The sequence below is a fragment of the Duganella sp. CY15W genome (genome assembly GCF_009857555.1).
GTDB classification, from domain to species: Bacteria; Pseudomonadota; Gammaproteobacteria; order Burkholderiales; family Burkholderiaceae_D; genus Rugamonas; species Rugamonas sacchari.
The window spans coordinates 74,173-94,263 of sequence record NZ_WWCQ01000001.1 but is presented as its reverse complement, the minus strand read 5'-3'; the positions used below and the strand labels follow the sequence as shown (position 1 = coordinate 94,263).

General features: G+C 61.4%; 21 protein-coding genes. 11 read left to right on the top strand and 10 right to left on the bottom strand.

Annotated features, from left to right (window positions below; translation table 11 throughout):
* Window positions 1-10: 10 nt before the first annotated feature.
* Window positions 11-1,720, top strand: a complete 1,710-nt coding sequence (locus tag GTP58_RS00445) for a DUF3443 family protein (protein WP_161075839.1) — start codon at window positions 11-13, stop codon at window positions 1,718-1,720.
* On the opposite strand, the gene GTP58_RS00440 is transcribed toward GTP58_RS00445, so the two are convergent.
* Entirely contained in the window at window positions 1,717-3,084 is a 1,368-nt protein-coding gene (locus GTP58_RS00440; protein WP_161075838.1) for a DUF4785 domain-containing protein, read from the bottom strand. The two genes, GTP58_RS00445 and GTP58_RS00440, sit on opposite strands and share 4 nt — an antisense overlap.
* Before the next feature lie 11 nt (window positions 3,085-3,095).
* The gene (locus GTP58_RS00435) at window positions 3,096-3,968 is read right to left on the bottom strand and encodes a hypothetical protein (RefSeq protein ID WP_072781245.1); all 873 of its coding nucleotides are present in this window, start codon (window positions 3,966-3,968) and stop codon (window positions 3,096-3,098) included.
* Between the two features lie 262 nt (window positions 3,969-4,230).
* On the opposite strand from GTP58_RS00435, the gene GTP58_RS00430 reads away from it, so the two are divergent.
* The 5 genes from GTP58_RS00430 (at window position 4,231) to GTP58_RS00410 (ending at window position 8,205) form a co-directional block, all read left to right on the top strand.
* Window positions 4,231-6,345: a bifunctional 2',3'-cyclic-nucleotide 2'-phosphodiesterase/3'-nucleotidase gene (locus GTP58_RS00430; RefSeq protein ID WP_161075837.1), complete on the top strand. Its 2,115-nt coding sequence runs from the start codon at window positions 4,231-4,233 to the stop codon at window positions 6,343-6,345.
* Between the two features lie 5 nt (window positions 6,346-6,350).
* Complete coding sequence (locus GTP58_RS00425) at window positions 6,351-7,094, top strand: tetratricopeptide repeat protein (protein WP_161075836.1); 744 nt, start codon at window positions 6,351-6,353, stop codon at window positions 7,092-7,094.
* 61 nt (window positions 7,095-7,155) lie between these two features.
* A complete protein-coding gene (locus tag GTP58_RS00420) occupies window positions 7,156-7,338 on the top strand; it encodes a hypothetical protein (protein WP_161075835.1) in 183 nt (60 codons plus the stop codon).
* A 2-nt stretch (window positions 7,339-7,340) separates the two neighbouring features.
* Window positions 7,341-7,625, top strand: coding sequence for a type II toxin-antitoxin system RelE/ParE family toxin (locus tag GTP58_RS00415; RefSeq protein WP_161075834.1), 285 nt, complete (start codon window positions 7,341-7,343; stop codon window positions 7,623-7,625).
* 73 nt (window positions 7,626-7,698) lie between these two features.
* On the top strand, window positions 7,699-8,205 hold the full coding sequence (locus tag GTP58_RS00410; RefSeq protein WP_072781251.1) for a hemerythrin domain-containing protein: 507 nt from the start codon (window positions 7,699-7,701) through the stop codon (window positions 8,203-8,205).
* Window positions 8,206-8,308: 103 nt separating this feature from the next.
* On the opposite strand, the gene coaD is transcribed toward GTP58_RS00410, so the two are convergent.
* The 5 genes from coaD to GTP58_RS00385 all read right to left on the bottom strand — a co-directional run bounded on the left by coaD (window position 8,309) and on the right by GTP58_RS00385 (window position 13,671).
* The gene (gene coaD, locus GTP58_RS00405) at window positions 8,309-9,457 is read right to left on the bottom strand and encodes a pantetheine-phosphate adenylyltransferase (protein WP_161075833.1); all 1,149 of its coding nucleotides are present in this window, start codon (window positions 9,455-9,457) and stop codon (window positions 8,309-8,311) included.
* Window positions 9,458-9,489: 32 nt separating this feature from the next.
* Complete coding sequence (locus GTP58_RS00400) at window positions 9,490-10,866, bottom strand: ATP-binding protein (RefSeq protein ID WP_229215386.1); 1,377 nt, start codon at window positions 10,864-10,866, stop codon at window positions 9,490-9,492.
* An 8-nt stretch (window positions 10,867-10,874) separates the two neighbouring features.
* Window positions 10,875-11,534 carry a response regulator transcription factor gene (locus GTP58_RS00395; RefSeq protein WP_072781257.1) on the bottom strand — a complete coding sequence of 220 codons (660 nt, stop codon included), beginning with the start codon at window positions 11,532-11,534 and terminating at the stop codon, window positions 10,875-10,877.
* 45 nt (window positions 11,535-11,579) lie between these two features.
* Window positions 11,580-13,073 (bottom strand): Do family serine endopeptidase, encoded by a 1,494-nt coding sequence (locus tag GTP58_RS00390; protein ID WP_161075831.1) that lies wholly within the window; start codon window positions 13,071-13,073, stop codon window positions 11,580-11,582.
* Between the two features lie 142 nt (window positions 13,074-13,215).
* On the bottom strand, window positions 13,216-13,671 hold the full coding sequence (locus GTP58_RS00385) for an Hsp20 family protein (protein ID WP_161075830.1): 456 nt from the start codon (window positions 13,669-13,671) through the stop codon (window positions 13,216-13,218).
* A 226-nt stretch (window positions 13,672-13,897) separates the two neighbouring features.
* Here GTP58_RS00385 and GTP58_RS00380 point away from each other — a divergent pair, with 226 nt between their 5' ends.
* The 4 genes from GTP58_RS00380 (at window position 13,898) to GTP58_RS00365 (ending at window position 17,736) form a co-directional block, all read left to right on the top strand.
* Window positions 13,898-15,772, top strand: coding sequence for a M61 family metallopeptidase (locus GTP58_RS00380; protein WP_161075829.1), 1,875 nt, complete (start codon window positions 13,898-13,900; stop codon window positions 15,770-15,772).
* Between the two features lie 84 nt (window positions 15,773-15,856).
* Window positions 15,857-16,741, top strand: coding sequence for a sensor domain-containing diguanylate cyclase (locus GTP58_RS00375; RefSeq protein WP_229215385.1), 885 nt, complete (start codon window positions 15,857-15,859; stop codon window positions 16,739-16,741).
* A 9-nt stretch (window positions 16,742-16,750) separates the two neighbouring features.
* On the top strand, window positions 16,751-17,383 hold the full coding sequence (locus GTP58_RS00370; RefSeq protein WP_161075827.1) for a glutathione S-transferase family protein: 633 nt from the start codon (window positions 16,751-16,753) through the stop codon (window positions 17,381-17,383).
* 14 nt (window positions 17,384-17,397) lie between these two features.
* Window positions 17,398-17,736 carry a hypothetical protein gene (locus GTP58_RS00365; RefSeq protein ID WP_161075826.1) on the top strand — a complete coding sequence of 113 codons (339 nt, stop codon included), beginning with the start codon at window positions 17,398-17,400 and terminating at the stop codon, window positions 17,734-17,736.
* Here the strand turns inward: GTP58_RS00365 and GTP58_RS00360 are convergent.
* Complete coding sequence (locus GTP58_RS00360; RefSeq protein ID WP_161075825.1) at window positions 17,733-18,491, bottom strand: S9 family peptidase; 759 nt, start codon at window positions 18,489-18,491, stop codon at window positions 17,733-17,735. The two genes, GTP58_RS00365 and GTP58_RS00360, sit on opposite strands and share 4 nt — an antisense overlap.
* A gap of 13 nt (window positions 18,492-18,504) precedes the next feature.
* Between GTP58_RS00360 and GTP58_RS00355 the strand changes: the two genes are divergently transcribed.
* Complete coding sequence (locus GTP58_RS00355) at window positions 18,505-18,696, top strand: DUF1653 domain-containing protein (RefSeq protein WP_072781270.1); 192 nt, start codon at window positions 18,505-18,507, stop codon at window positions 18,694-18,696.
* A 35-nt stretch (window positions 18,697-18,731) separates the two neighbouring features.
* Here the strand turns inward: GTP58_RS00355 and GTP58_RS00350 are convergent, their stop codons facing one another.
* Complete coding sequence (locus GTP58_RS00350; RefSeq protein WP_161075824.1) at window positions 18,732-19,217, bottom strand: RES family NAD+ phosphorylase; 486 nt, start codon at window positions 19,215-19,217, stop codon at window positions 18,732-18,734.
* Window positions 19,218-19,265: 48 nt separating this feature from the next.
* Window positions 19,266-19,895: a hypothetical protein gene (locus tag GTP58_RS00345; protein ID WP_072781275.1), complete on the bottom strand. Its 630-nt coding sequence runs from the start codon at window positions 19,893-19,895 to the stop codon at window positions 19,266-19,268.
* Window positions 19,896-20,091 lie beyond the last annotated feature (196 nt).

Here is a 20,091-nt window from a genome sequence, read left to right as displayed (position 1 = left end):
GGAAGCCGCCATGAAATCTTTATCTCTGGCCAGCGTGGTGCTGTGCTTGTTTTTGGCTGCGTGCGGCGGTGGCGGCGGTTCGTCCACCACCAGCAGCGGCGCCACGACTGAAGCGATGGCGGTAGCCACGCCGGTAGTCAGCATCAGCGCTTCGCCGACGGCCACCACCACCGGCCAGGTGATTACGCTGGCCTGGAACGTCAGCAATCCGCCGTCCAGCGGCTGTACGGCGTCCGGCGCCTGGAGCGGCAGTGTCGCCAGCAGCGGCACGCAAAGCGTGACCGCCGGTGCGGCGGGTACCGCCAATTACACCTTGACTTGCGGTAGCGTCAGCAACACGGCCGCTGTCACGGTCAGCACACCGCCGCCATCGCCGACGGTCAGCCTGACGCTGGCGCCGGCCAATATCACCACCGCGCAAAGCACAGTGATGAGCTGGTCGTCGGCCAACGCCACCAGCTGTACCGCCAGCGGTGCCTGGAGCGGCAGCAAGGCCACCTCGGGCAGCATCTCCGTGACACCTACCGCAGCAGGCAATTTCACTTACAGCCTGGCTTGCACCGGCGACGGCGGCACGGCCAATGCCAGCGCCGCGCTCAGCGTGACGGCGGCGCTCAGCAACAGCACCGCAATCGTGGTCGACAATGGGCCAAGCGGCGCCAACGGTGCAATCAACATCCCGTATGTGAGCGTCACGGTGTGCCGTCCTGGCACCACCACCTGCGAGACCATTGACCATGTGCTGCTGGATACCGGCTCCTACGGCCTGCGCCTGCTGGCCAGCCAGCTCAGTTCGACGCTATCGCTGCCGGCCGTGACCACCGCGTCGGGCGCGGCGGCGGGCGAATGTGGCAAGTTCATCAGCGGCTATACCTGGGGCGCGGTGCGCCAGGCTGACGTCAAGATGGCAGATGAAGTGGCGTCCGGCATTTCGATCCAGGTGATCGGCGATACGGGCGCGGCTTACGCCAGCACGCCCTCCAGCTGCAGCAGCGCGGGGACTAACCTGGGGTCGCTGTCGGCCATGGGCGCGAAAGGCATCCTGGGCGTGGGCATGTTCAAGCAGGACTGCGGCACGAATTGCGCCAACGCGGCTATCAGCGGCGTGTACTACGCTTGCGCCAGCGGCAGCTGCACGGCCAGTGCCATGCCATTGACCAAGCAGATCAGTAATCCGGTGGCTTCGTTCTCCGTCAATAACAATGGCTTGCTGATCACGCTGCCTAGTGTCGGTACGGCGGGCCTGACCTCGGTCAGCGGCACGCTGATCTTTGGCGTCAACACGCAGAGCAACAACACCATCAACACCGAGACCATCTACAAAGCCAATAGCAGCGGCGATTTCAGCACCACCTACAAAGGCAAGACCTACAGCGCCAGCTTTATCGACAGCGGCTCCAACGGCTATTTCTTCAGCGACAGCACGATACGCCAGTGTTCGGGCGGCGACTTCTACTGCCCATCGTCCACGCTGTCGCTGAGCGCCACCAACACGGCTGCGGATGGCAGCGCTTCGGGCACCGTCAATTTCAATGTGGTGAACATGGTCGGCCTGGCCTCGACCATCAGCGCGGCGCAGGTCGGCGGCACGGTGGGCAGTAGCAGCTCGTCCGGCAACTACTTTGACTGGGGCCTGCCCTTCTTCTACGGCCGCCGCGTGTTTGTGGTGATGGAAGCCAATACGGTCGCGGGCAAGGCCGGACCGTACTGGGCTTACTAGCGCGGTGAAGATTGCGCGTTCGGCGCCTGCTTCACGCGCACTGGCTCGGCCGTGGCCTTGAGTCCGCCGAGCGCAACCGGCATCGCAGCGCGGCCGCCTGCACGTACCACTTCGGCTTCGCTGATGAGCATGGCGCGCTGCTGATGGTGCAGCACGCCCAGCCGGCCCTGGTCGAGCAGGAACAGCTCGCGCAGTTCGAACGGACCGGTAGCATTGGCGATCAGCTCCGGCGCGAAGTTGAGCGCAATGCTGCCCGTGCCCTGCTCCAGCCACTGCGCCGAATCGGCCACGCCCAGCGGCGTCAGCCCCCCCTTCACCGTGCCGTATAAAACGCCGCGTACTTCATAGCGCCCGGCCGTCGCCGCTTCCACGCCCACCGCCAGATTGACGCCTGCGCCGGAAGTCAGCTCAGCACTGCGCGTCAGGCGCGCCACGGGCATGGCGACCGGGAAAGCCAGCCGTATCGAGCGCTTGACTGACTGGCCCTTTGTACTGGCCGTGCCTTCGGCCGAGATTTCCCACAAGCCCGGCGTTGGCGTTTCGTCCGCATCCAGCGCCAGCGTGGCGCGCATGCGTCCGCCGCTGTCGGCCTTGAAGCTGACCGGGAAGTGGCGCCCCGCTGGCGACACCACGTCGCCCGTCAGCTGGCTCAGCTTGACCTTGGCGCCATCCACCGCAGTTTCCAGCGCGGCTTGCAGCACCAGCTCGTTGCCGTGCAAATAGTGCAGCGCACCGGTCTGCATGGTCAGCGCATACGGGCTGTCCGGTTCCACCACGTTGACCAGGTAGCGATCACTGCCGCTGGCGCCCTCCACCTTCAGCTTGAATTCGCCCGCACCCAGCGAGGATTGCAGCCGGAAGGCCGAGGTGCCTTCCGCGAACGGGATGTCGGCCTTGGCCAGCTTGTCGGCGGTGACCATGGCTTCCATGCCCTCGCCGGCTTTCATCGCGCGGCCTTTCGGATCGATCACCGTCATGGACTGCGGATGAATGGCAGCCTGCTCGCGCGGACCGACCGTACTCAGCGCCTGCACCCGCACCAGCGCGCGCGGCGCCGTGGTGTGCAGCGGCACGCCAGCAGCCAGCTCATCGGCCGTCACCGTGGTATAGGATTCCTTGCTGCGCGCAACGAAGGGCACTGGTGCGACGGCGGCAATTTCCGGTGAGGCCCAGCTCAATGACACCGGCTCGCGCGCCACCACCGGCAGTGCGGCAGCCTCCGCCTTCAGTGCGGCCGGCGCCGCAGGCACGACCACGGCCTTGGCGGCAAGATCACCGCTCTGTGGCGGCAGCAAGCTGGCCGCGTACAAGGAATTGGCGCACGACAGCGTGGCGGCCACCAGTAATTTCAGACGTGTTTGCATGATGGTCCCTTTCAGATGTCGTTACGCAAGATGACGTCCAGGCCGAAGCACTGGCGGCGGCTCTGGTTGTGCGACAGCGGCTCGGCGCCGTTGGTCTTGTCCTTGTCGTTGAACCAGTGCGAACCGGCGCCGGCCTGGCTGGTGCAGTTGAGGAAGCCGTCCGAGCAGCTGTCCAGCCAGCCCTGCGTGATTTCCAGTCCCACGTTCAGCGTGTAGCCGCCGCAATAGCTGTCGCTGTCGAACGGCGAGCTGTCGACATCGGTGCCGACGATGTTGTAGAACGGTTTGGGCAGCGCCGGCCGTCCCGCCGTGCCATACAGCCAGGACGCGTTGTAGTTGGCCATCCAGCTGGTCTGCTGCATGCGCACGGCATCGCTCTTGTAGCCGAGCAGCCAGCCGACAGCGCTCTCGAATACATTGCCGCTGATGGCAGCGTCCGCCAGTGGCGTGCCCAGCGACGACGGCGCCAGTGCATTGGCCCAGCGTATCGCCTTGATGATGGCGGGATAGCGGCTGTCGGCGGTCGGGTTGGACATCAGCCAGCGCAGCACATTGCCGCCGTTGGAATGAGTCTCCACCACCAGGTCGGTGATGTTGTTATTGACGATGAAGGGATACAGCTGATCGGCCAGGCAACCGACGGCTGCCGCACTCCACATGTACTGGTCGAAGTCGCAATTGATGACCACATACAGATTCTGATTCGGCAAGCCTTGCTTCACCGAATTAATCATGTCCCAAGTCCAATAATTATTGGCAGCATCGGTCTGATGACCCGTGCCATGCACAAACGCCACGCCCGTATTGCCGGCGGATGCGGGCAGCGCTGCTGTCAGCGCCGCCACTATCGCCGCCCCAGTGATCCATCTATTGCGTAGTTTCATACCTTGTCTCCATGGTGGTTGATCGAAGGATGACGCATCTCTATGCGCCCCGGCCGCTTGTGGCTCCGGCACGCTCAACAAGACTAGGGAAAAGTTGGTTAAATGGTATTGTTTAAATATGCCACAAAGTTGCTAAATCGCGCCAAGGCTCGTGCGGCCCGCTAATAGCGGCTCGCGGCGCAAACATTTGCGTTTTGTCATGCGTATGTCATGTTGTTTGATTAGAGTCACAACCTTAATTTTTCTCACTCTTGGGGTAGCAATGAAACTGAATCTGGTGATGTTGGCGGCAATGACTGCGGCCGGCCTTGTAGCGTGCGGCGGCGACAGCGCCCCGGTGGCAACCACTCCACCGGTACCGGCGATCCCGGAAGGCACCACCGTTACGCTGGCGCTGTTGGAAACCACCGACATCCACACCAACGTGATGAGCTACAACTACTACTCGCTGGCCGAGGACACCAGCCTGGGCCTGGAACGCACCTCGTCGCTGGTCAAGGCCGCGCGCACCGAGAATCCGAACAACGTGCTGCTCGACGACGGCGACGTCATCCAGGGCACGCTGCTGGGCGACCTGCAAGCCGTGACCAAGCCGATCGCCTGCAGCGACACGCTGGCCGTGCACAAAGTCATGAACGCCATGAAGTTCGACGGCGGCGGTTTCGGCAACCACGAATTCAATTACGGCCTGCCGTTCCTGAGCCAGATCACCAACACCGACTTCGGCATTCCCGGCATCACCAAGCCCACCGGCAACTGCGGTGCGCCAACCTTCCCGCTGGTGCTGAGCAACGTCACCGGCGTGGCCAGCGGCAAGCCGATCGTGCAGCCCTACTCGCTGCTGCCGAAAACCTTCTCGGCCACCAAGCCCGACGGCAGCAAGCTGGACGTGAAAATCAACATCGGCATCATGAGCTTCGTGCCGCCGCAGATCCTGGAATGGGACCAGAAAAACCTGGCCGGCAAGGTCGCCGTCACCGGCGTGCAGGAAGCCGCCAAGCAGTACGTGCCTGAAATGCGCACCAAGGGCGCCGACCTGGTGGTCGCGCTGTCGCACGGCGGCCTCGACCCAAGCGCCTACAGCCCGAAAATGGAAAACGGTTCCTACCACCTGACCACCACCGGCATTGATGCGCTGCTGATCGGCCACTCGCACCTGATCTTCCCGAAAGGCAAAGAAACCAACGCGCCAGCGCTGGACCCATCGTTTGCCGCCTTCCCGGCCAGCGCCAACATCGACGCCGTCAACGGCTTCGTCAACGGTGTGCCGACCGTGATGGCGCAAAGCTGGGGCCGCCGTCTGGGCATCATCAAGCTGACGCTGGCCTACACCGGTGGCAAATGGGTGGTGCAGCCCACCAAGACCACGGTGGAATCGCGCGGCTTCAAATACACCGACGGCAGCACCAACATCGCCGCCGACAGCAGCGTCGCACCGCTGGTCGCCACCGAGCACGCCGCCACCATCGCCTTCGCCAAGCAGCCGCTGGGCGTGACCACCGACTTCGAGATGTCGTCCTACTTCTCGCTGGCCGGCGATGTGACCGCGATCCAGCTCGTGAACCAGGCACAGCTCGCGTATGTGAAAAACTTCATCGCCACCAGCACCGACGCCACGCTGGCCAGCTACAAGAACATCCCGGTGATTTCGTGCAGCGCGCCGTTCAAGGCCGGCCGCAACGGTCCATCCGACTTTACCGACGTGGCGCCAGGCGCCAGCACGGCGGCACCGGTTGGCCTGCAAGTGCGCAACCCGGGCGACCTGTATCTGTATTCGAACAACAACCTGCAAGCGGTGAAGATCAAAGGTTCCGACCTCAAGGCCTGGCTGGAAACGGCAGCCAAGCAGTTCGGCCAGATCGATCCGGCCAAGACCGCCGAGCAGGACCTGGTACCGTCGTACGGCACCATCTACAACTACGACGTGTTCTACGCCGAGAACAACGCGCTGACCTACCAGATCGACGTCACCAAGCCAGCCGGCAGCCGCATCGTCAACCTGACTTACAACGGCAAGGCGATTGCGGATACGGACGACTTCATCGTCGCCACCAACGACTACCGCGCGGGCGGCGGCGGTGCGGTGCCGGGCATTGATGGCAGCAAGACCATCATCAAATCGCCGGATGCCAACCAGACCGTGGTCAGCAACTACCTGGCCGCGCAAGGCACAGCCACCGGCAAGGTCACGCTGACCGGCAATGGCAGCGCGCGCAGCTGGAGCTTCGTCAAGGTAGCGACCGCTGGTCCGGTAATCCTGCGTTCGGCGCCTGGCCACCTGGCGCTGGCGAAGAGCAACGGCATCACCGCCGTCACGGCCGAAGGCAGCCTGGACGCCAGCGGCTTTGCCAAGTACACCATCGACCTGAGCAAGTAATCACCATGCGACTCCAACACTACCCTGGCGCGGCATTGCTCGCAGTGCTGGGGTCGGTGTTCCTGCTGGGATGCCAGATGCAGCAGGAGAAACCGACCTCGGCGCAGATTGAAGTGATCGGCATGAAAGCCAAGCAGGAAGCGGACGCCCATGCCGAGCGCAAGCTCATGGCATGGTCGGAGCAGAATCTGCCGGTGGCGCAGCGCGAGCTGGCCATCCTCTACCAGACGCGTCCCGAGCAGCGCGCCGATGCGCTCAAGCTGTTTGAGCAGTCGGCACGCGGCGGCGATACGGAAGCCGCGTTCCAGCTGGGCGAGATGCTGCGGGTTGGCGTGTTGGGCGTCGCCGCCGCACCAGCGGCAGCCGCACCGTGGTACACGCAAGCAGCCCAGCACCAGCATGCGCGCGCATCGTTGATGCTGGGTCTGCTCTACAAGAACGGCGAAGGCGTTAAGCAAGACGCGGCCCAGGCAGCGCACTGGCTCACCGCAGCGGCGGAACTGGGTAATGCCCACGCCATGTTCCTGCTGTCCAACGTCTACCGGGAAGGCACCGGCGTCGCGCCAGACCAGGCCCAGGCCCGCCACTGGCTGGAAGAAGCAGCCGAGCACGAATACCCGCCAGCAATCCAGGAACTGGCCATGACCGTCCAGCTCGGCGACGCCCTGAGTCCCAAAGATGAGCTGCGCGCCAGCCACCTCATGAAAGAAGCCAGCGAACACCGCCGCAACAACTGGAACCGCTTTTAAATAGCACAAAGCCAGCAGGACCCGCAGTGCTAGAATCGATTCTCACTGCGGGAGAAAAATCATGGCGGATCATATTTTGGAAGAAGCAGACAAAAACGATCTGCATGTTTTGGCAGATCAACGTTTCAAGAACTTCCTTGCCACCCAAAAAACCATCCCGTGGGCCGAAGCAAGCGCCCATCTGGACAAGCGTGCTGCCGGCAACAACCCCTCTCTTCCACAGCCTCAACAGTTTGTCCCTTAACGATGGCCCGCATCGAACTGATGCCCGAGGCGTTAGATGACTTGGACCGCATCGTCAACTACCTGGTTCAAAGCAAAGCCGTCAATATCCCAAAGAAGATTGCGGAAATTCAGCAAGCGATCAGTGTGCTGGAAACAAGCTCCAGAATTGGCCATGCCATTAGCAATGACAAGCGAGAGCTACTCATCGGCCAAAGACGTCATGGATACGTTGCTGTGTACAGCTACCTTGCGGACATTGATTGCATATTTGTGCTGACCATACAGAGCCAGCGGCAACAACGTTAAGCAATGCACAGACCGAAGCTCTTCGCACTCCTAGACTGAATGTGCAGTCCCATTCGCCACGCAAGGAGCCGACATGAGAACCACTTCGCACACACCAGGTAAAGTTACCAAGCCCATCCCTACCGAAACCGATCCGCAAGACGCCATCACGTTGCTGACGGAAGATCACGAGCATGTGAAATCGCTGTTCGAGCAGTATGAAGAACTGGGCGATCGCGCTCATGTGAGCAAGCACAAGCTCGCATTGCAAATCTGCGATGAACTGACGCGGCACACCATGATCGAGGAAGAAATTTTCTACCCGGCCGTGCGCAAAGCCATCAAGGAAGACGACCTGATGGATGAAGCGGTGGTGGAGCACGCCTCAGCCAAAGACCTGATCGCGCAAATCCAGAGCATGGAACCAACCGAAGACCTGTTCGACGCCAAAGTCAAAGTGCTGTCGGAAATGATCGACCACCACGTCGGCGAAGAGGAAAACGACATGTTCCCCAAAGTCCGCAAAGCCAAGCTGGACCTGATGGAACTGGGCGAAGCCATGGCCGCCCGCAAAGAAACCATCGAACTGCCACCACACTAACTAAAATCCGGGGTCAGTTCTTGCAATCCAACACGGGCTCTGCCGTAGCGCTTGCTGCGGCAGAGCCCGTGTTGGATTGCAAGAACTGACCCCGGATTACGGATTATTTGACCGCGAGGCGTTCAATTTCGTGCTGCATGTTGTCGATCGCGCGTTGGTTGTACTGGTCGGCGAAGTAGGCGTCGCGGAATAGCTCGCCGGCCTGTGCTTTGCGGCTCAGGTGTGCCAGCGCGCCGCCGCGCTGGGCACGGTAGGTGGCGTCCGGCAGGTGGATGTATTCTTGCCGGATGGCGCGTGCGTAGTTCTGGTAGACCTCGTCATCCTGCCCCAGGATCGCCAGGTCCACGCACAGCAGGATGTCTTTCAGCCGGTGGGTGATGGCGGCTTCCTGGAAGTGGTCGGTGGCGCGTATCAGCTCGGCCGCGTCGCCCATTTCCTGCCCCAGATGGCTGCCCAGCCACAGTTGCGCGCTGGCTTCTTCGTTGGTCAGCGCGGCCGGGTCGGGGTTGTGGCCATACTCGGCATCGTGGAACCAGAACGCCTGCTTGATGATGTCGACATCGGCCGGATCCGGCCGCGTGTTGGCGGCCCATACGCGGATTTCGCACAGGCCATGCACCAGGTGGTCGAGGTTGTGGTAGTAGCGCGCGGCGCCGCCGTATGCGGTCGCTCCGGTCAGCTGGGCGAACCAGTCGTCCGCATGGGCGATGGCGATGGCGTCGCGGTGTTCGTAGTCCCACAGCGTTTCCCATTCCTTGCGCAGCCAGCTCAGCACCCAGGCGTGGTAGGCCGGGCCGGGCACGAATTTCTTCATGATCCAGTTCCAGCCGATCGGACCTTCCAGTGCTTTCACAAACGAGGAGCTGACCGAACCCAGGTCGCGCGGCGGCATCACGAACACGGTCTTGGCGCCTTGCAGCACGTCGACATTGGTTTGCTGGATCAGGTTTTCGTAATCAAAGTCGGCGGTGGTGCGGATGCCGCGGATCAGGCACTCGACGCCCTGCTTCTTGGCCGCGCGCGCGGTGTAGTCGCCGCGCACGATCACCACCGAGACATTGTCCCAGCCCTGTTCGGCACAGCTGAGCGCGATGATGCTTTTGCGCTCTTCGGCCGAGAACTTGGGCTTCTTGGCCGGATTCTCGGACAGGAACACCACCACCTCGTCCGCCAGCGAACGGGCTTCGTTGATCACCCACATGTGTCCATTGGTGATCGGGTCCAGCGTTCCCGAAAAGCCGATCTTCTTCATGCACCACTCCAAAACCGTGTCAAAACGGCATTTTAAGCTGGAGTGGCCTTGATGGTGTCAGGAAAATCGACTTTAACCTTCAAGCCGCCCAGACGCTCGGACTGATCCAGCGACAGCACGGCGTTGTGGCGCTCGGCAATCGACTGCACAATCGCCATGCCCAGGCCGCTACCGCCGGCAGGGCTGCCCGGCACGCGGTAGAAGCGGCTGAACACGCGTTCACGCTCGTCGGCTGGGATGCCGGGGCCGGAATCTTCCACGCTCAGCAGGATGCGCGGCTTGGCATTTTTTGTGGCGGCGACGCTACGCCGCACTTCAATATCGACGGTGCCGCCCGCTGGCGTGTATTTGATGGCATTGTCGATCAGGTTGCGCAGCAGGATCAGCAAGGCGTCCTGCTGGCCGGCTACCATTACGTCGTCGGCGTGATAGACGCCCAGGTCGATCTGGCGCGCTTGCGCCAGGCCGTTCATATCGCCCAGCACCCGCTTGACCAGTTCGCCCAGGCTGACCGGTTCCAGTTTGATTTCCTCGCTGCCGCCCTCCTGGCGCGCCAGCACCAGCAACTGTTCGACCAGACGCGTGGCGCGTTCGATGCCTGCCGTCACGCGCGACACGGCCACCTTGCGCGCCGTCTCATCCTGCGCGCGCTCCAGGCTCAGCACCTGCAATTTGAGCGCTGCCAGCGGCGTACGCAGTTCGTGCGCGGCGTCGGCCACAAAATGCTGCTGCGCCTCGAACGCCGTGCGGACCCGCGCAAACAGCAGGTTCAGCTCCTGCACCAGCGGCAGTACTTCATCCGGCAGATCGCTTTCCGACACAGGCGACAAATCCTCGGCCTGGCGCGCGGCAACCTGGCGCTTGACGCGCGAGACTGGCGCCAGCGAACCGGACACCACCCACCACACCACCAGCATCAGCACCGGCGCCATGACGGCAATCGGCCCCACGGTACGCAAGGCCAGCGTGCCGGCCATGCGCTGGCGCACCGCCATGTCTTGCGCAATCTGTACGGTCTGGTTGGAAGTCTGCACCGAGAACACCCGGTAGGTGGTCTTGTTGACGCGGACGTTGGAGAAGCCCAGCACGGCGCGCTGTGGCAGGGCCGCGCGTGACAGCGAACGGAACACCTGCGCGCCGTCCGGCGTCCAGACCTGCACCACGAGGTCGTCGTTTTCGGGATCGGCTGCCGTGTCGGCGGCCTTGTTGGTCAGCGTGGCGCTGGAGCGCAGCGACATCGCCATCTGCTGCATGTGGTAGTCGAAGATCTGGTCGGCATCGCTGAGTGCGCTGCGGTAGGCGATCATCGCCTGCGCCAGCGCGGCCATGGTGATCGCCGCCAGCAGGAACCACAGCAGGCGTCCGCGCAGCGAGTGGGTCGGAACCGGCACGCGCGGCAGCGGCGGCATCCTTACCTTCATAGTTTCGGCACCATATAGCCCAGGCCACGCACGTTCTGGATCAGCTCCGCGCCCAGTTTTTTGCGCAGGCCGTGGATGTAGACTTCCACCGCGTTACTGTTGACTTCGTCCTTCCAGCTGTACAGCTTTTCTTCCAGCTGATGGCGCGACAGCACGATGCCCGGGCGCGCAATCAGCGCTTCCAGCACCGCCCATTCACGCGCCGACAGGCTGACCGGCTTGCCGTCCGCGATCACTTCGCGGGTTTGCGGATTGACCGTAACGTTGCCGTGTTCGAACACGGGTTCGGCGCGGCCGGCCGACCGCCGCAGCAGCGCGCGGATACGGGCCAGCAGTTCGTCGAGGTCGTAGGGTTTGAGCACATAATCGTCGGCGCCGGCGTCGAGGCCGGCAATCCGTTGTTCCTTGGCGTCGCGCGCGGTGGCGATCAGCACCGGCGTCAGCTCCTTGCGCAGGCGCATCGAGCGCAGCACGTCGAGGCCATCCTTGCGCGGCAGGCCCAGATCCAGCAGCACCAGATCGTAGGTCTGGGTCTGCAGCGCGGTATCGGCCATGTCGCCGTCCTTGACCCAGTCGACCGCGTAGTGCTCGGCCCGCAAGAGGTCCAGCACTACTTCGCCTATCATCGTGTCGTCTTCTACCAGCAGAAGTCGCATATTATTCCCTTTCTGTTTTTGTTCAGCGTTCTGCCGGCCCGAAGTTTATCCCAGACGGACCGGTATGAAGATTTTATCGTCGCCGCGCTGGATCAGCAATGCCACCGACTTGCCGGCCTTGCCCACCACATCGCGCACCTGGTCGATATTGTTGACCGGAAGGCCATTTACCGACAGCAGCACGTCCCCTGGTTGCACGCCCGCATTGGCAGCCGCGCCGCCCGCATCCTGGATCAGCAGGCCGCTGGCAATGCCCGACTCGCGGCGTTCAGACGGATCCAGCTGGCGCAGCGACAGGCCCAGGCGCAGTTTGGCGCTGGCCTGGTCGGCCGGTGCGGCATCTGCGCGCGCCACCTTGTCGTTGGCGTTACCCAGCGTCGCCGTCACTTGCATCGGCTTGCCCTGGCGCCAGACGTTCAGCGTGATTTTCTCGCCGGGCGTCGACAGGCCTACCGTCGAAGGCAAGTCGGCCGAGCTGACGATCTTCTGGCCATTCAGCGCAAGAATCACGTCGCCTGCCTTGAGGCCGGCTTTATCGGCCGGACCGCCGCGCTCGACATTGGACACCAGCGCCCCTTCCGGTGTCGCCAGGTTGAAGGAATCGGCAAAGCCCTGGTTCACTTCCTGCACCGTCACGCCCAGCTTGGCGTGCACCACCTTGCCGGTGGCGACAATCATGTTCTTGATCTTGGTGGCGACATCAATCGGAATCGCGAACGACAAGCCCTGGTACCCACCGGTCTGGCTGTAAATCTGCGAGTTGATGCCCACCACTTCGCCGCGCGTGTTGAACAACGGGCCGCCGGAGTTCCCCGGATTGACCGCGACGTCGGTCTGGATGAAGGGCACGTTACCATCCGGCAGCGAACGGCCCTTGGCGCTGACCACGCCGGCGGTCACGGTGTTATCGAGGCCGTATGGCGAGCCGATCGCCAGCACCCATTCGCCTACTTTCAGGTCATTGCCTTTGGCCAGCGGCACCACGGGCAGGTTCTTGGCGTCGATCTTGAGCACGGCGACGTCGCTTTGCGGATCGGAGCCCAGCACCTTGGCGCGGAATTCGCGGCGGTCGGTCAGTTTAACCACCACTTCGCTGGCGTCGCGCACCACGTGGGCATTGGTCAGGATGATACCGTCCGGGCTGATGATGAAGCCCGAACCCAGGCCGTGGGTGGGCGCCTGGCGCTGCTGGCCACGTTGCTGGCCCTGGAAGCGGCGGAAGAATTCATAGAAGGGATCGTCGGCAAACGGATCGTTGCGGCCTTGCGGACCATCGCCATCGTAGGCGGTCTTGGTGCTGCCGGTGACGTTGATGTTGACCACGGCCGGGCCATTGTGGGCGGCGATGACACTGAAGTCCGGCAGCGCGATGGCAGGCGCGCCGACCGGGGCAGGCGCGGCGGCGGAAGCGGCGGCGGCAGCGGGAACGGTGGCGGCGGCAACGGCGGCATTCTGTTTGACTGCGACTGCACCGCCGACACCGACCACGCCCAGTACGGCGACTGCGACGGCGGCACGTTTGAGAGTAGATGTGGACATAACGGTTCTCCTGAATCAGTAAGGATTTTAGATGTATCCAATATGAGGGTAAAAACTTAGGCCCTACTTAACCAAAAACGGGGCCAGAATGCAAAACTGGCCGGATAAACCGGCCAGTTGTCAGGACTTGCTTAAAGCGGGATTAAGCAGCTGCGCGTTGCTCCAGCGCGGTCACATTGTCGCCACCGTCGATGACGATTTTGCGGGGTTTCAGCGCTTCGGGAATCTCACGCACCAGTTCGATGGTGAGCATGCCGTTGTCGAAGCTGGCGCCGGTCACCTTGACGTGGTTGGCCAGCTGGAAGCGCTGTTCAAAGTCGCGTGCTGCGATGCCTCGGTGCAGATAGGTGCGCTCGCTGGCGTCCTTCTGTTTGCGGCCTACCACGGTCAGCGAATCACGTTCGAAGGTGATGTCGATTTCCGCGCGGTTGAAGCCGGCCAGCGCCATCACGATGCGGTACTGGTCATCGGAGACCAGTTCGATATTGTAGGGAGGATAGCTAGGGGTGTCGTTGCGCTGGGCGTCGTTGAGCATTTGTGCCAGACGGTCAAAGCCAATCGCGGAACGATACAGTGGGGCGAGGTCAAAAGTACGCATGGTAGATATCCTTGTCAAAATAAGCGATATGGTTAAAGTCGGGGAGCTTCCCCTGCTCGCGGTCCCCATCTGGGCAACCGCTGAGTCCCATATAAGTTGCCTCGCAACGCTTTCAAGAGTCTTTTTTCAAATAAATTTACGCTGCGCTGCGTCATCGGTTTACAAGATTTGCAAGTTGCTTGCGTGCTACACTCGTCCTCTTGTCAACCGTTTTATCGCTTAGATCATGTCACTGACCCGTGCTGTATTTGCTGCCGTGCTGGCTACCGCCTTCAGCGCCCAGGCCGCATCCGACCTGCCTTATCCTGGCACCATCGTTCTCAAAGTCGACGCTTCCGACACCGCGCAAAATATCTTCCGCGTGCGCGAAAGCATTCCCGCCAAACCCGGCAAGCTGACGCTGCTGTATCCCCAGTGGATACCTGGTAATCACGGTCCCAGCGGTGCGCTGAGCCAGTTCGCCGGCCTCAAGGTCAGCGCCAACGGCCAGCCGCTGGAATGGAAGCGCGACATGGTCAACGTGTATGCCTTCCACGTCACCGTGCCCAAAGGCGCGAACAGTGTGGACATCGAATTCCAGTACCTGTCGCCCGTGGAAGCCAACCAGGGCCGCACCACCATGACCAACGATATCCTTGGCGTGCAATGGCAATCGGTGACGCTGTACCCGGCCGGTTATAGCAGCAACAAGATCACTGTCCAGCCCAACCTGAAAGTGCCGGCCGGCTGGCAATACGGCAGCGCGCTGGAACAGCAGACGCGCGACGGCGACGAGGTCGCCTTCAAGCCGCTGGACCTGGAAACCCTGGTCGATTCGCCGCTGTTCGCAGGCCGCTACTTCCGCCGCATCGACCTCGACCCGGGCGCAAAAATTCCCGTACACCTGAACGTAGTGGCCGATACGGCCGAACAGCTGGAAGCGACGCCGGAACAGATCGCCCCGCACCGCGCGATGGTGCAGCAGGCCTACAAGCTGTTCAACTCGCAGCACTACAAGCACTACGATTTCCTGTTCGCCATCAGCGATGAATTCGGCGGCATCGGCCGCGAACATCACCAGTCGAGCGAGAACGGTGTCAAGCTGGGCTACTTCAGCGAATGGAATAAATACGAAGCGCGCCGCGAACTGCTGTCGCACGAATTTACGCACTCGTGGAACGGCAAGTTCCGCCGCCCGGCTGGCCAGAATGTCCCGGACTTCAACACGCCGCTGCAAAACGAACTGCTGTGGGTGTACGAGGGCCAGACCCAGTACTGGGGCGCCGTGCTGGCAGCACGCTCGGGCCTGATCAAGCCTGAACATACGCGCGACATGATTGCCGCCACCGCTGCCCGTTACGACAACGTCAAAGGCCGCGAATGGCGTGCCGTGCAGGACACCGTCAACGATCCTATCGTCAACGCGCGCCGTCCGCAGGGCTGGAACAACTGGCAGCGCGCCGAAGACTACTATTCGGAAGGCGAACTGATCTGGCTGGATGCCGATACCAAGATCCGCGAGCTGTCGGGCGAAAAGAAATCGCTCAACGATTTCGCGCGCAGCTTCTTTGGCGTCGATGACGGCGTCAACGTCGCCAAGCACTACACGTTTGACGATGTGGTGAAAGCGCTCAACGCCGTGCAGCCTTACGACTGGGTGCCGTTCCTGCGCAGCCGTCTGGATGGCCATGGTCCCGGCGCACCGCTGGACGGTCTGGCGCGCGCGGGCTGGAAGCTGGCCTACACCGACAAGCCAACCGATTTCCTGAAAGCGCAGGAAGACCTGAGCAAGTCCGCCAACTTCCAGTACTCGCTGGGCTTCTCGGTTGGTGCGGATGGCAAGCTGGAAGCTTTCCAATGGGAAGGCGTCGGCTTTAAAGCGGGCCTGGCGGGCGGCACCCAGCTGCTGGCAGTCAATGGCCGCGCCTACAAGCCGGAGCTGCTGCGTGCTGCGGTAACGGCTGCCAAGACGTCGAAGGAGGCAATCAATCTGCTGGTTAAAAAAGGCAGCCTGTATCAGACGGTCGCGCTGGACTATCACGGCGGCCTGAAATATCCACGCCTGGAACGCATTGATGGCACGCCGGATCGTCTTGAGGCGATTTTGCAACCGATGAAATAATTTTCATGCAAGATTGAAGGGGGCTCGCGCTATACTGGTTTTATGCCAGACCGGAACGACGCCCCTGCCCCCGCACGCACAGAGTTGGATGAACTGCGCGCGTCTGACCGCATCTTTCGCGCGCTGCTCGACCATGCGCCCGTGCTGATTTCCACCAAGGATCTGCACGGCACGATCACCATGGCCAACCGCCATTTTGAAATCCTCGATGGCTACGATGCCGCGACCTTTGTCGGTGGCAATGTCTTCGATCTGTTCCCAGCCGATATCGCCGAACGGTTATGGCGCAACGACCGCAAGGCCGCGCTGGAAAAGCGCGCCGTGCACGAAGAAGAACAGGTCTATCACCGCGACAAAACGCTGCACAGCTACATGACGGTGAAGTTCCCGCTGCTCGATGAGCATGGCGAAGTCTATGCCACCTGCGCCGTCTCCACCGACATCACTGACGCCAAAACCGCGCGCATCGATAGCGTGACGGATGAACTCACCGGCCTCAACAACCGTCGCTACTACAACATTCGTTTCGTCGAAGAACAAAAACGCGCGCGCCGCGACCTGCGCACGCTGACCTTGCTGCTGGCGGACGTTGACCGCTTCAAGGAATACAACGACACCTACGGCCATCCGCAAGGCGATGAAGTGCTGAAAGCCGTGGCCCAGTGCATGCGCCAGACGCTGCATCGTCCCGGTGACTTGTGCTTCCGCATGGGCGGCGATGAATTCGCCTGCCTGTTCAGCAGCAGCGGCCCCGAGGAAAGCATGGCGATGGCGGAACAACTGCGCAACTGCATGGCCGCACGGTTGCTGCCGCATGCGGGCAATCCGCCGGCAAACCATGTAACCTTGTCGCTCGGCCTGGCGTTTATCGCGCCAGATTCTCAAGATGGCCAGGAGGAAATCTACCGCCTGGCCGATCAGGCGCTGTATCGTGCCAAGCACAAGGGGCGAAACACGGTATCGCGCTAAAGGATACCCATGCTGACACTCCACACCTGGACCACGCCCAACGGCCGCAAAGTACCCATCATGCTGGAAGAACTGGGCCTGCCGTACACCATCAAGACCGTCAATCTCCAAGAGAACGAACAATTCCAGCCGGCTTTCCTGGCGCTCTCTCCCAACAACAAGATCCCGGCAATTGAAGACACCGATGAAAACGGCAAGCGTTTCAGCATCTTCGAAAGCGGCGCCATCCTCACCTACCTGGCCGAGAAAACCGGCAAGCTGCTGCCCATTTCCGGCCCCGAGCGCTACAAGGTGCTGGAGTGGCTGCACTGGCAGATCGGCGGCCTTGGGCCGATGCTGGGTCAAGTGGGCTTCTTCACGCGCTCGGAAGAAAAATCCGGGCTGGCCATCAAGCACTTCGTCGATGAAGCCGACCGTTTGTTGACGGTGATGGACAAACAGCTGTCCCAGCACGACTACATCGCCGGCGCCGCGTACAGCATTGCCGACATCGCCTGCTATCCATGGGCGGTAGGCGTGCTGGACAAGCTGAAACCAGCGCTGGGCGACAAGCTGGACAGCAAGCCGCATCTGCAACGCTGGCTCAAGCGCATCGGCGAGCGTCCTGCGGTCCAGCGCGGTATGGCCTTACCCCGGATTTAGTGTATGCTGAGTCCATGACTCAAGACACCGACATCCATCTCAGCGGCCCCTTCAAGGCCACCGACGGCTCCGGCCGTGCCCACGACGCCACAGCAATCCGTATCTTCGACGAAGGCTACGGTGCGATAGACGTCTATGTGGATTTCAAAGCGCCGATCAGCGGCCTGCACAAGGACAAGGCGCTGATCGCCGCCGTGATCGCGCAACTGCGCACCGTGGGCTACAAAGGCCCGGATCTGACGCCCGGCGATCCGGTGCTGCAGGAAGGCCGTCTGCTGGTGCTGGAAGCGCCCGACGAATTCAGCACCTTCGCGGCCAGCAAGGGTTGGAAAGACCTGTCGGAAGACTTCTAAAACAGATAACGCTCAGCCCAGGTCGCAATCAGATTGGCGACATAGACCGCGTCTTCACGCCGCGTGAGCAAGTGGTCGGCACTGTCCAGCGAGATAAAGCTCTTGGGGTGCTTGGCCGCAGTGAAAATCTCCATCGCATTGCTGAGGCCGACCGTATCGTCACCCGGCGCGTGCATCACCAGCAGCGCGCGCCGCAAGCCTGCAATCTTCAACTTTAAATTGTGCCCGCCCGCATCTTCAACAAACTGTTGCTTGATGCGGAAAGGCCGCCCCGCCAGTTGCACCTGCGCCTCGCCCTCGCGCGCGATTTCGTCCAGATGCTGGCTGAACATCCCCGTCACATAAGACGGATGGCTGGGCGCGGCGATGGTCACCACCGCTTTCACCTCCGGCATGTCCGCTGTGGCAGCCAGTACCGCCGCGCCGCCGAGGCTGTGGCCGATCAACAGGCCTGGCGCCTGGTAGCTGGTTCGCATAAAATCCGCCGCGGCCACCAGATCGGCCAGATTGGACGAGAAGTTGGTATTGGCGAACTCGCCTTCGCTGGCGCCCAGGCCGGTAAAATCAAAGCGCAGCACGGCGATGCCATGCTCGGTCAGCGCCTGCGCGACACGGCTGGCGGCAAACACGTCTTTGCCACAGGTGAAGCAGTGCGCGAACAAGGCATAGGCTTTGACCTCGCCATCCGGTCCGTCCAGCCGCGCGGCCAGCTTGTGGCCATGGGCACCAATAAATTCTTGTCGTTGTGATTTCATAAAGGAGTAGGCTATGCGTTTCCAACACTACAAAGGCGGTATCTACGAGCTGGTCTGCGAGGCCACGCTGGAATCCGACCTCAGCACCATGATTGTATATCGTGCCGCCAATGGTTCCATCTGGTGCCGCCCGCGCGAGGTGTTCTTTGAAATGATCGAGGTGGATGGCAAACAGGTGCAGCGCTTTACGCCGATGGAAGAATGAAACTGGCGCGGTTGAACCGCGCCAGTTTCATGGGCTTACAGCGAATCGCTGTCGGTGCAACATGGACTGGCGACGAGCCTCGCGTACTCGTCGGTATCCACCAGGCGCTGGGCACGGACAGTTAGCCTGGTTTCCAGGACATCTTTTACACAGGAAGAAATCGCATATGCGACCTTGCCCGGGTTGCGACGAGATGGATACACAAAGCCATGTACCGCGCCCTGGTGCTCCCTGATGATTTTGCCGATCTCCCAGCCCAGCCATTGGCACCACTCATAGTCGGGACCGCGCAGTTCATCGTAGATGCCCAGCACACTGACAGCTTCTCCAGACAAATCAAAAAGGCGCAATGGTTCGCTGAAATCAAGCTCGGCGATGACGGCGTTTTTCGCAGCAGCACTGAACATGAAGTAGCCAGGTGCAGTGGCGATCTTGTTGCGAAAGCGCCCCTCCACGATGGCAGTGAAAATGTCTTCCGCGCCATAGATCCAGAAAGGCCCATCGCCCTTTCGATCCAGCATGACGGCTGGCGTTCCAAACCGGTCATGATATCTTGTTGCAACATGTCGTTAGCTCACGGGTTCTGACATGCTCCTGAGTTGCCACTTCGCCTGCTCAACCACCTTACGCATGCGCTCATTCGCGGGTAGTTTCAGCATCGCTCGTTGGCTGTTATGCATTTCAATCCGCGTCTCGAATGGTAGCCCCGCCAGTACCTCTGCGGGAGACAGCTCATTCAATTCGTCAAATTCGCTCACCCAGAAAGCATGTATTTCTCTGCTCGGCGTATCCTCTAGCTCGGTCAATACCGGGGCGATCAGCTCGGGCACCGGCTGGATAAATTGCCATGCCGGGAACTCCTTGCCGATACTTCGTCCAGTTGGGGTGATGCAGTAAAACCGCTTCTGCTCCACAGCACGATACAACGATGCCTGGGAAAGCTGCACCCGTCCCTGCTCGAGAACCTCCGAGGCCTTGAGTTTCGACACCGGTAGATGGCTTGGACGATCAGCTTCGCTGATAGCGCCAGTCGTCAGCACATCTTTCACTTCCAGTATTGCCTGTCGTACCAGCTTAATCAGACGAGCATCTTCAGGCTTTTTCGCAAGCGCATCCAGCCGTCCAGCAAGCAGCCGGGAAAACTGCTCGACAGCAGACAGATCACTCTCGGTCAAGGCTGATTTAGAAGTTGGTGTCATCTCTCGATCCTCAGGCAACTTGTGGTGGGGCTATGGACGGGTGGGTTGCGGTTATCCTGCGTACACAATGAAGCTCCTCCATCAGCGCACGACGGAATTGCTCCACTTCCTGCTCGAGCGTCTCTTGACCTGCGTCGCATTCTGTAAAATCAATCATGACCGCTTCCGGAGTGAGAATTCATTAGCAATACCATAG

Excerpts from the sequence above, each read along its gene's own strand:
- GTP58_RS00355 (WP_072781270.1), top strand. The coding sequence starts at position 18,505 with ATGCGTTTCCAACACTACAAAGGCGGTATCTACGAGCTGGTCTGCGAG.
- GTP58_RS00400 (WP_229215386.1), bottom strand. The coding sequence starts at position 10,866 with ATGCCGCCGCTGCCGCGCGTGCCGGTTCCGACCCACTCGCTGCGCGGA.
- GTP58_RS00410 (WP_072781251.1), top strand. The coding sequence starts at position 7,699 with ATGAGAACCACTTCGCACACACCAGGTAAAGTTACCAAGCCCATCCCT.
- GTP58_RS00395 (WP_072781257.1), bottom strand. The coding sequence starts at position 11,534 with ATGCGACTTCTGCTGGTAGAAGACGACACGATGATAGGCGAAGTAGTG.
- coaD (WP_161075833.1), bottom strand. The coding sequence starts at position 9,457 with ATGAAGAAGATCGGCTTTTCGGGAACGCTGGACCCGATCACCAATGGA.
- GTP58_RS00415 (WP_161075834.1), top strand. The coding sequence starts at position 7,341 with ATGGCCCGCATCGAACTGATGCCCGAGGCGTTAGATGACTTGGACCGC.
- GTP58_RS00435 (WP_072781245.1), bottom strand. The coding sequence starts at position 3,968 with ATGAAACTACGCAATAGATGGATCACTGGGGCGGCGATAGTGGCGGCG.
- GTP58_RS00380 (WP_161075829.1), top strand. The coding sequence starts at position 13,898 with ATGTCACTGACCCGTGCTGTATTTGCTGCCGTGCTGGCTACCGCCTTC.
- GTP58_RS00440 (WP_161075838.1), bottom strand. The coding sequence starts at position 3,084 with ATGCAAACACGTCTGAAATTACTGGTGGCCGCCACGCTGTCGTGCGCC.
- GTP58_RS00360 (WP_161075825.1), bottom strand. The coding sequence starts at position 18,491 with ATGAAATCACAACGACAAGAATTTATTGGTGCCCATGGCCACAAGCTG.
- GTP58_RS00425 (WP_161075836.1), top strand. The coding sequence starts at position 6,351 with ATGCGACTCCAACACTACCCTGGCGCGGCATTGCTCGCAGTGCTGGGG.
- GTP58_RS00365 (WP_161075826.1), top strand. The coding sequence starts at position 17,398 with ATGACTCAAGACACCGACATCCATCTCAGCGGCCCCTTCAAGGCCACC.
- GTP58_RS00370 (WP_161075827.1), top strand. The coding sequence starts at position 16,751 with ATGCTGACACTCCACACCTGGACCACGCCCAACGGCCGCAAAGTACCC.
- GTP58_RS00445 (WP_161075839.1), top strand. The coding sequence starts at position 11 with ATGAAATCTTTATCTCTGGCCAGCGTGGTGCTGTGCTTGTTTTTGGCT.
- GTP58_RS00345 (WP_072781275.1), bottom strand. The coding sequence starts at position 19,895 with ATGACACCAACTTCTAAATCAGCCTTGACCGAGAGTGATCTGTCTGCT.
- GTP58_RS00390 (WP_161075831.1), bottom strand. The coding sequence starts at position 13,073 with ATGTCCACATCTACTCTCAAACGTGCCGCCGTCGCAGTCGCCGTACTG.
- GTP58_RS00430 (WP_161075837.1), top strand. The coding sequence starts at position 4,231 with ATGAAACTGAATCTGGTGATGTTGGCGGCAATGACTGCGGCCGGCCTT.
- GTP58_RS00350 (WP_161075824.1), bottom strand. The coding sequence starts at position 19,217 with ATGCTGGATCGAAAGGGCGATGGGCCTTTCTGGATCTATGGCGCGGAA.
- GTP58_RS00385 (WP_161075830.1), bottom strand. The coding sequence starts at position 13,671 with ATGCGTACTTTTGACCTCGCCCCACTGTATCGTTCCGCGATTGGCTTT.
- GTP58_RS00420 (WP_161075835.1), top strand. The coding sequence starts at position 7,156 with ATGGCGGATCATATTTTGGAAGAAGCAGACAAAAACGATCTGCATGTT.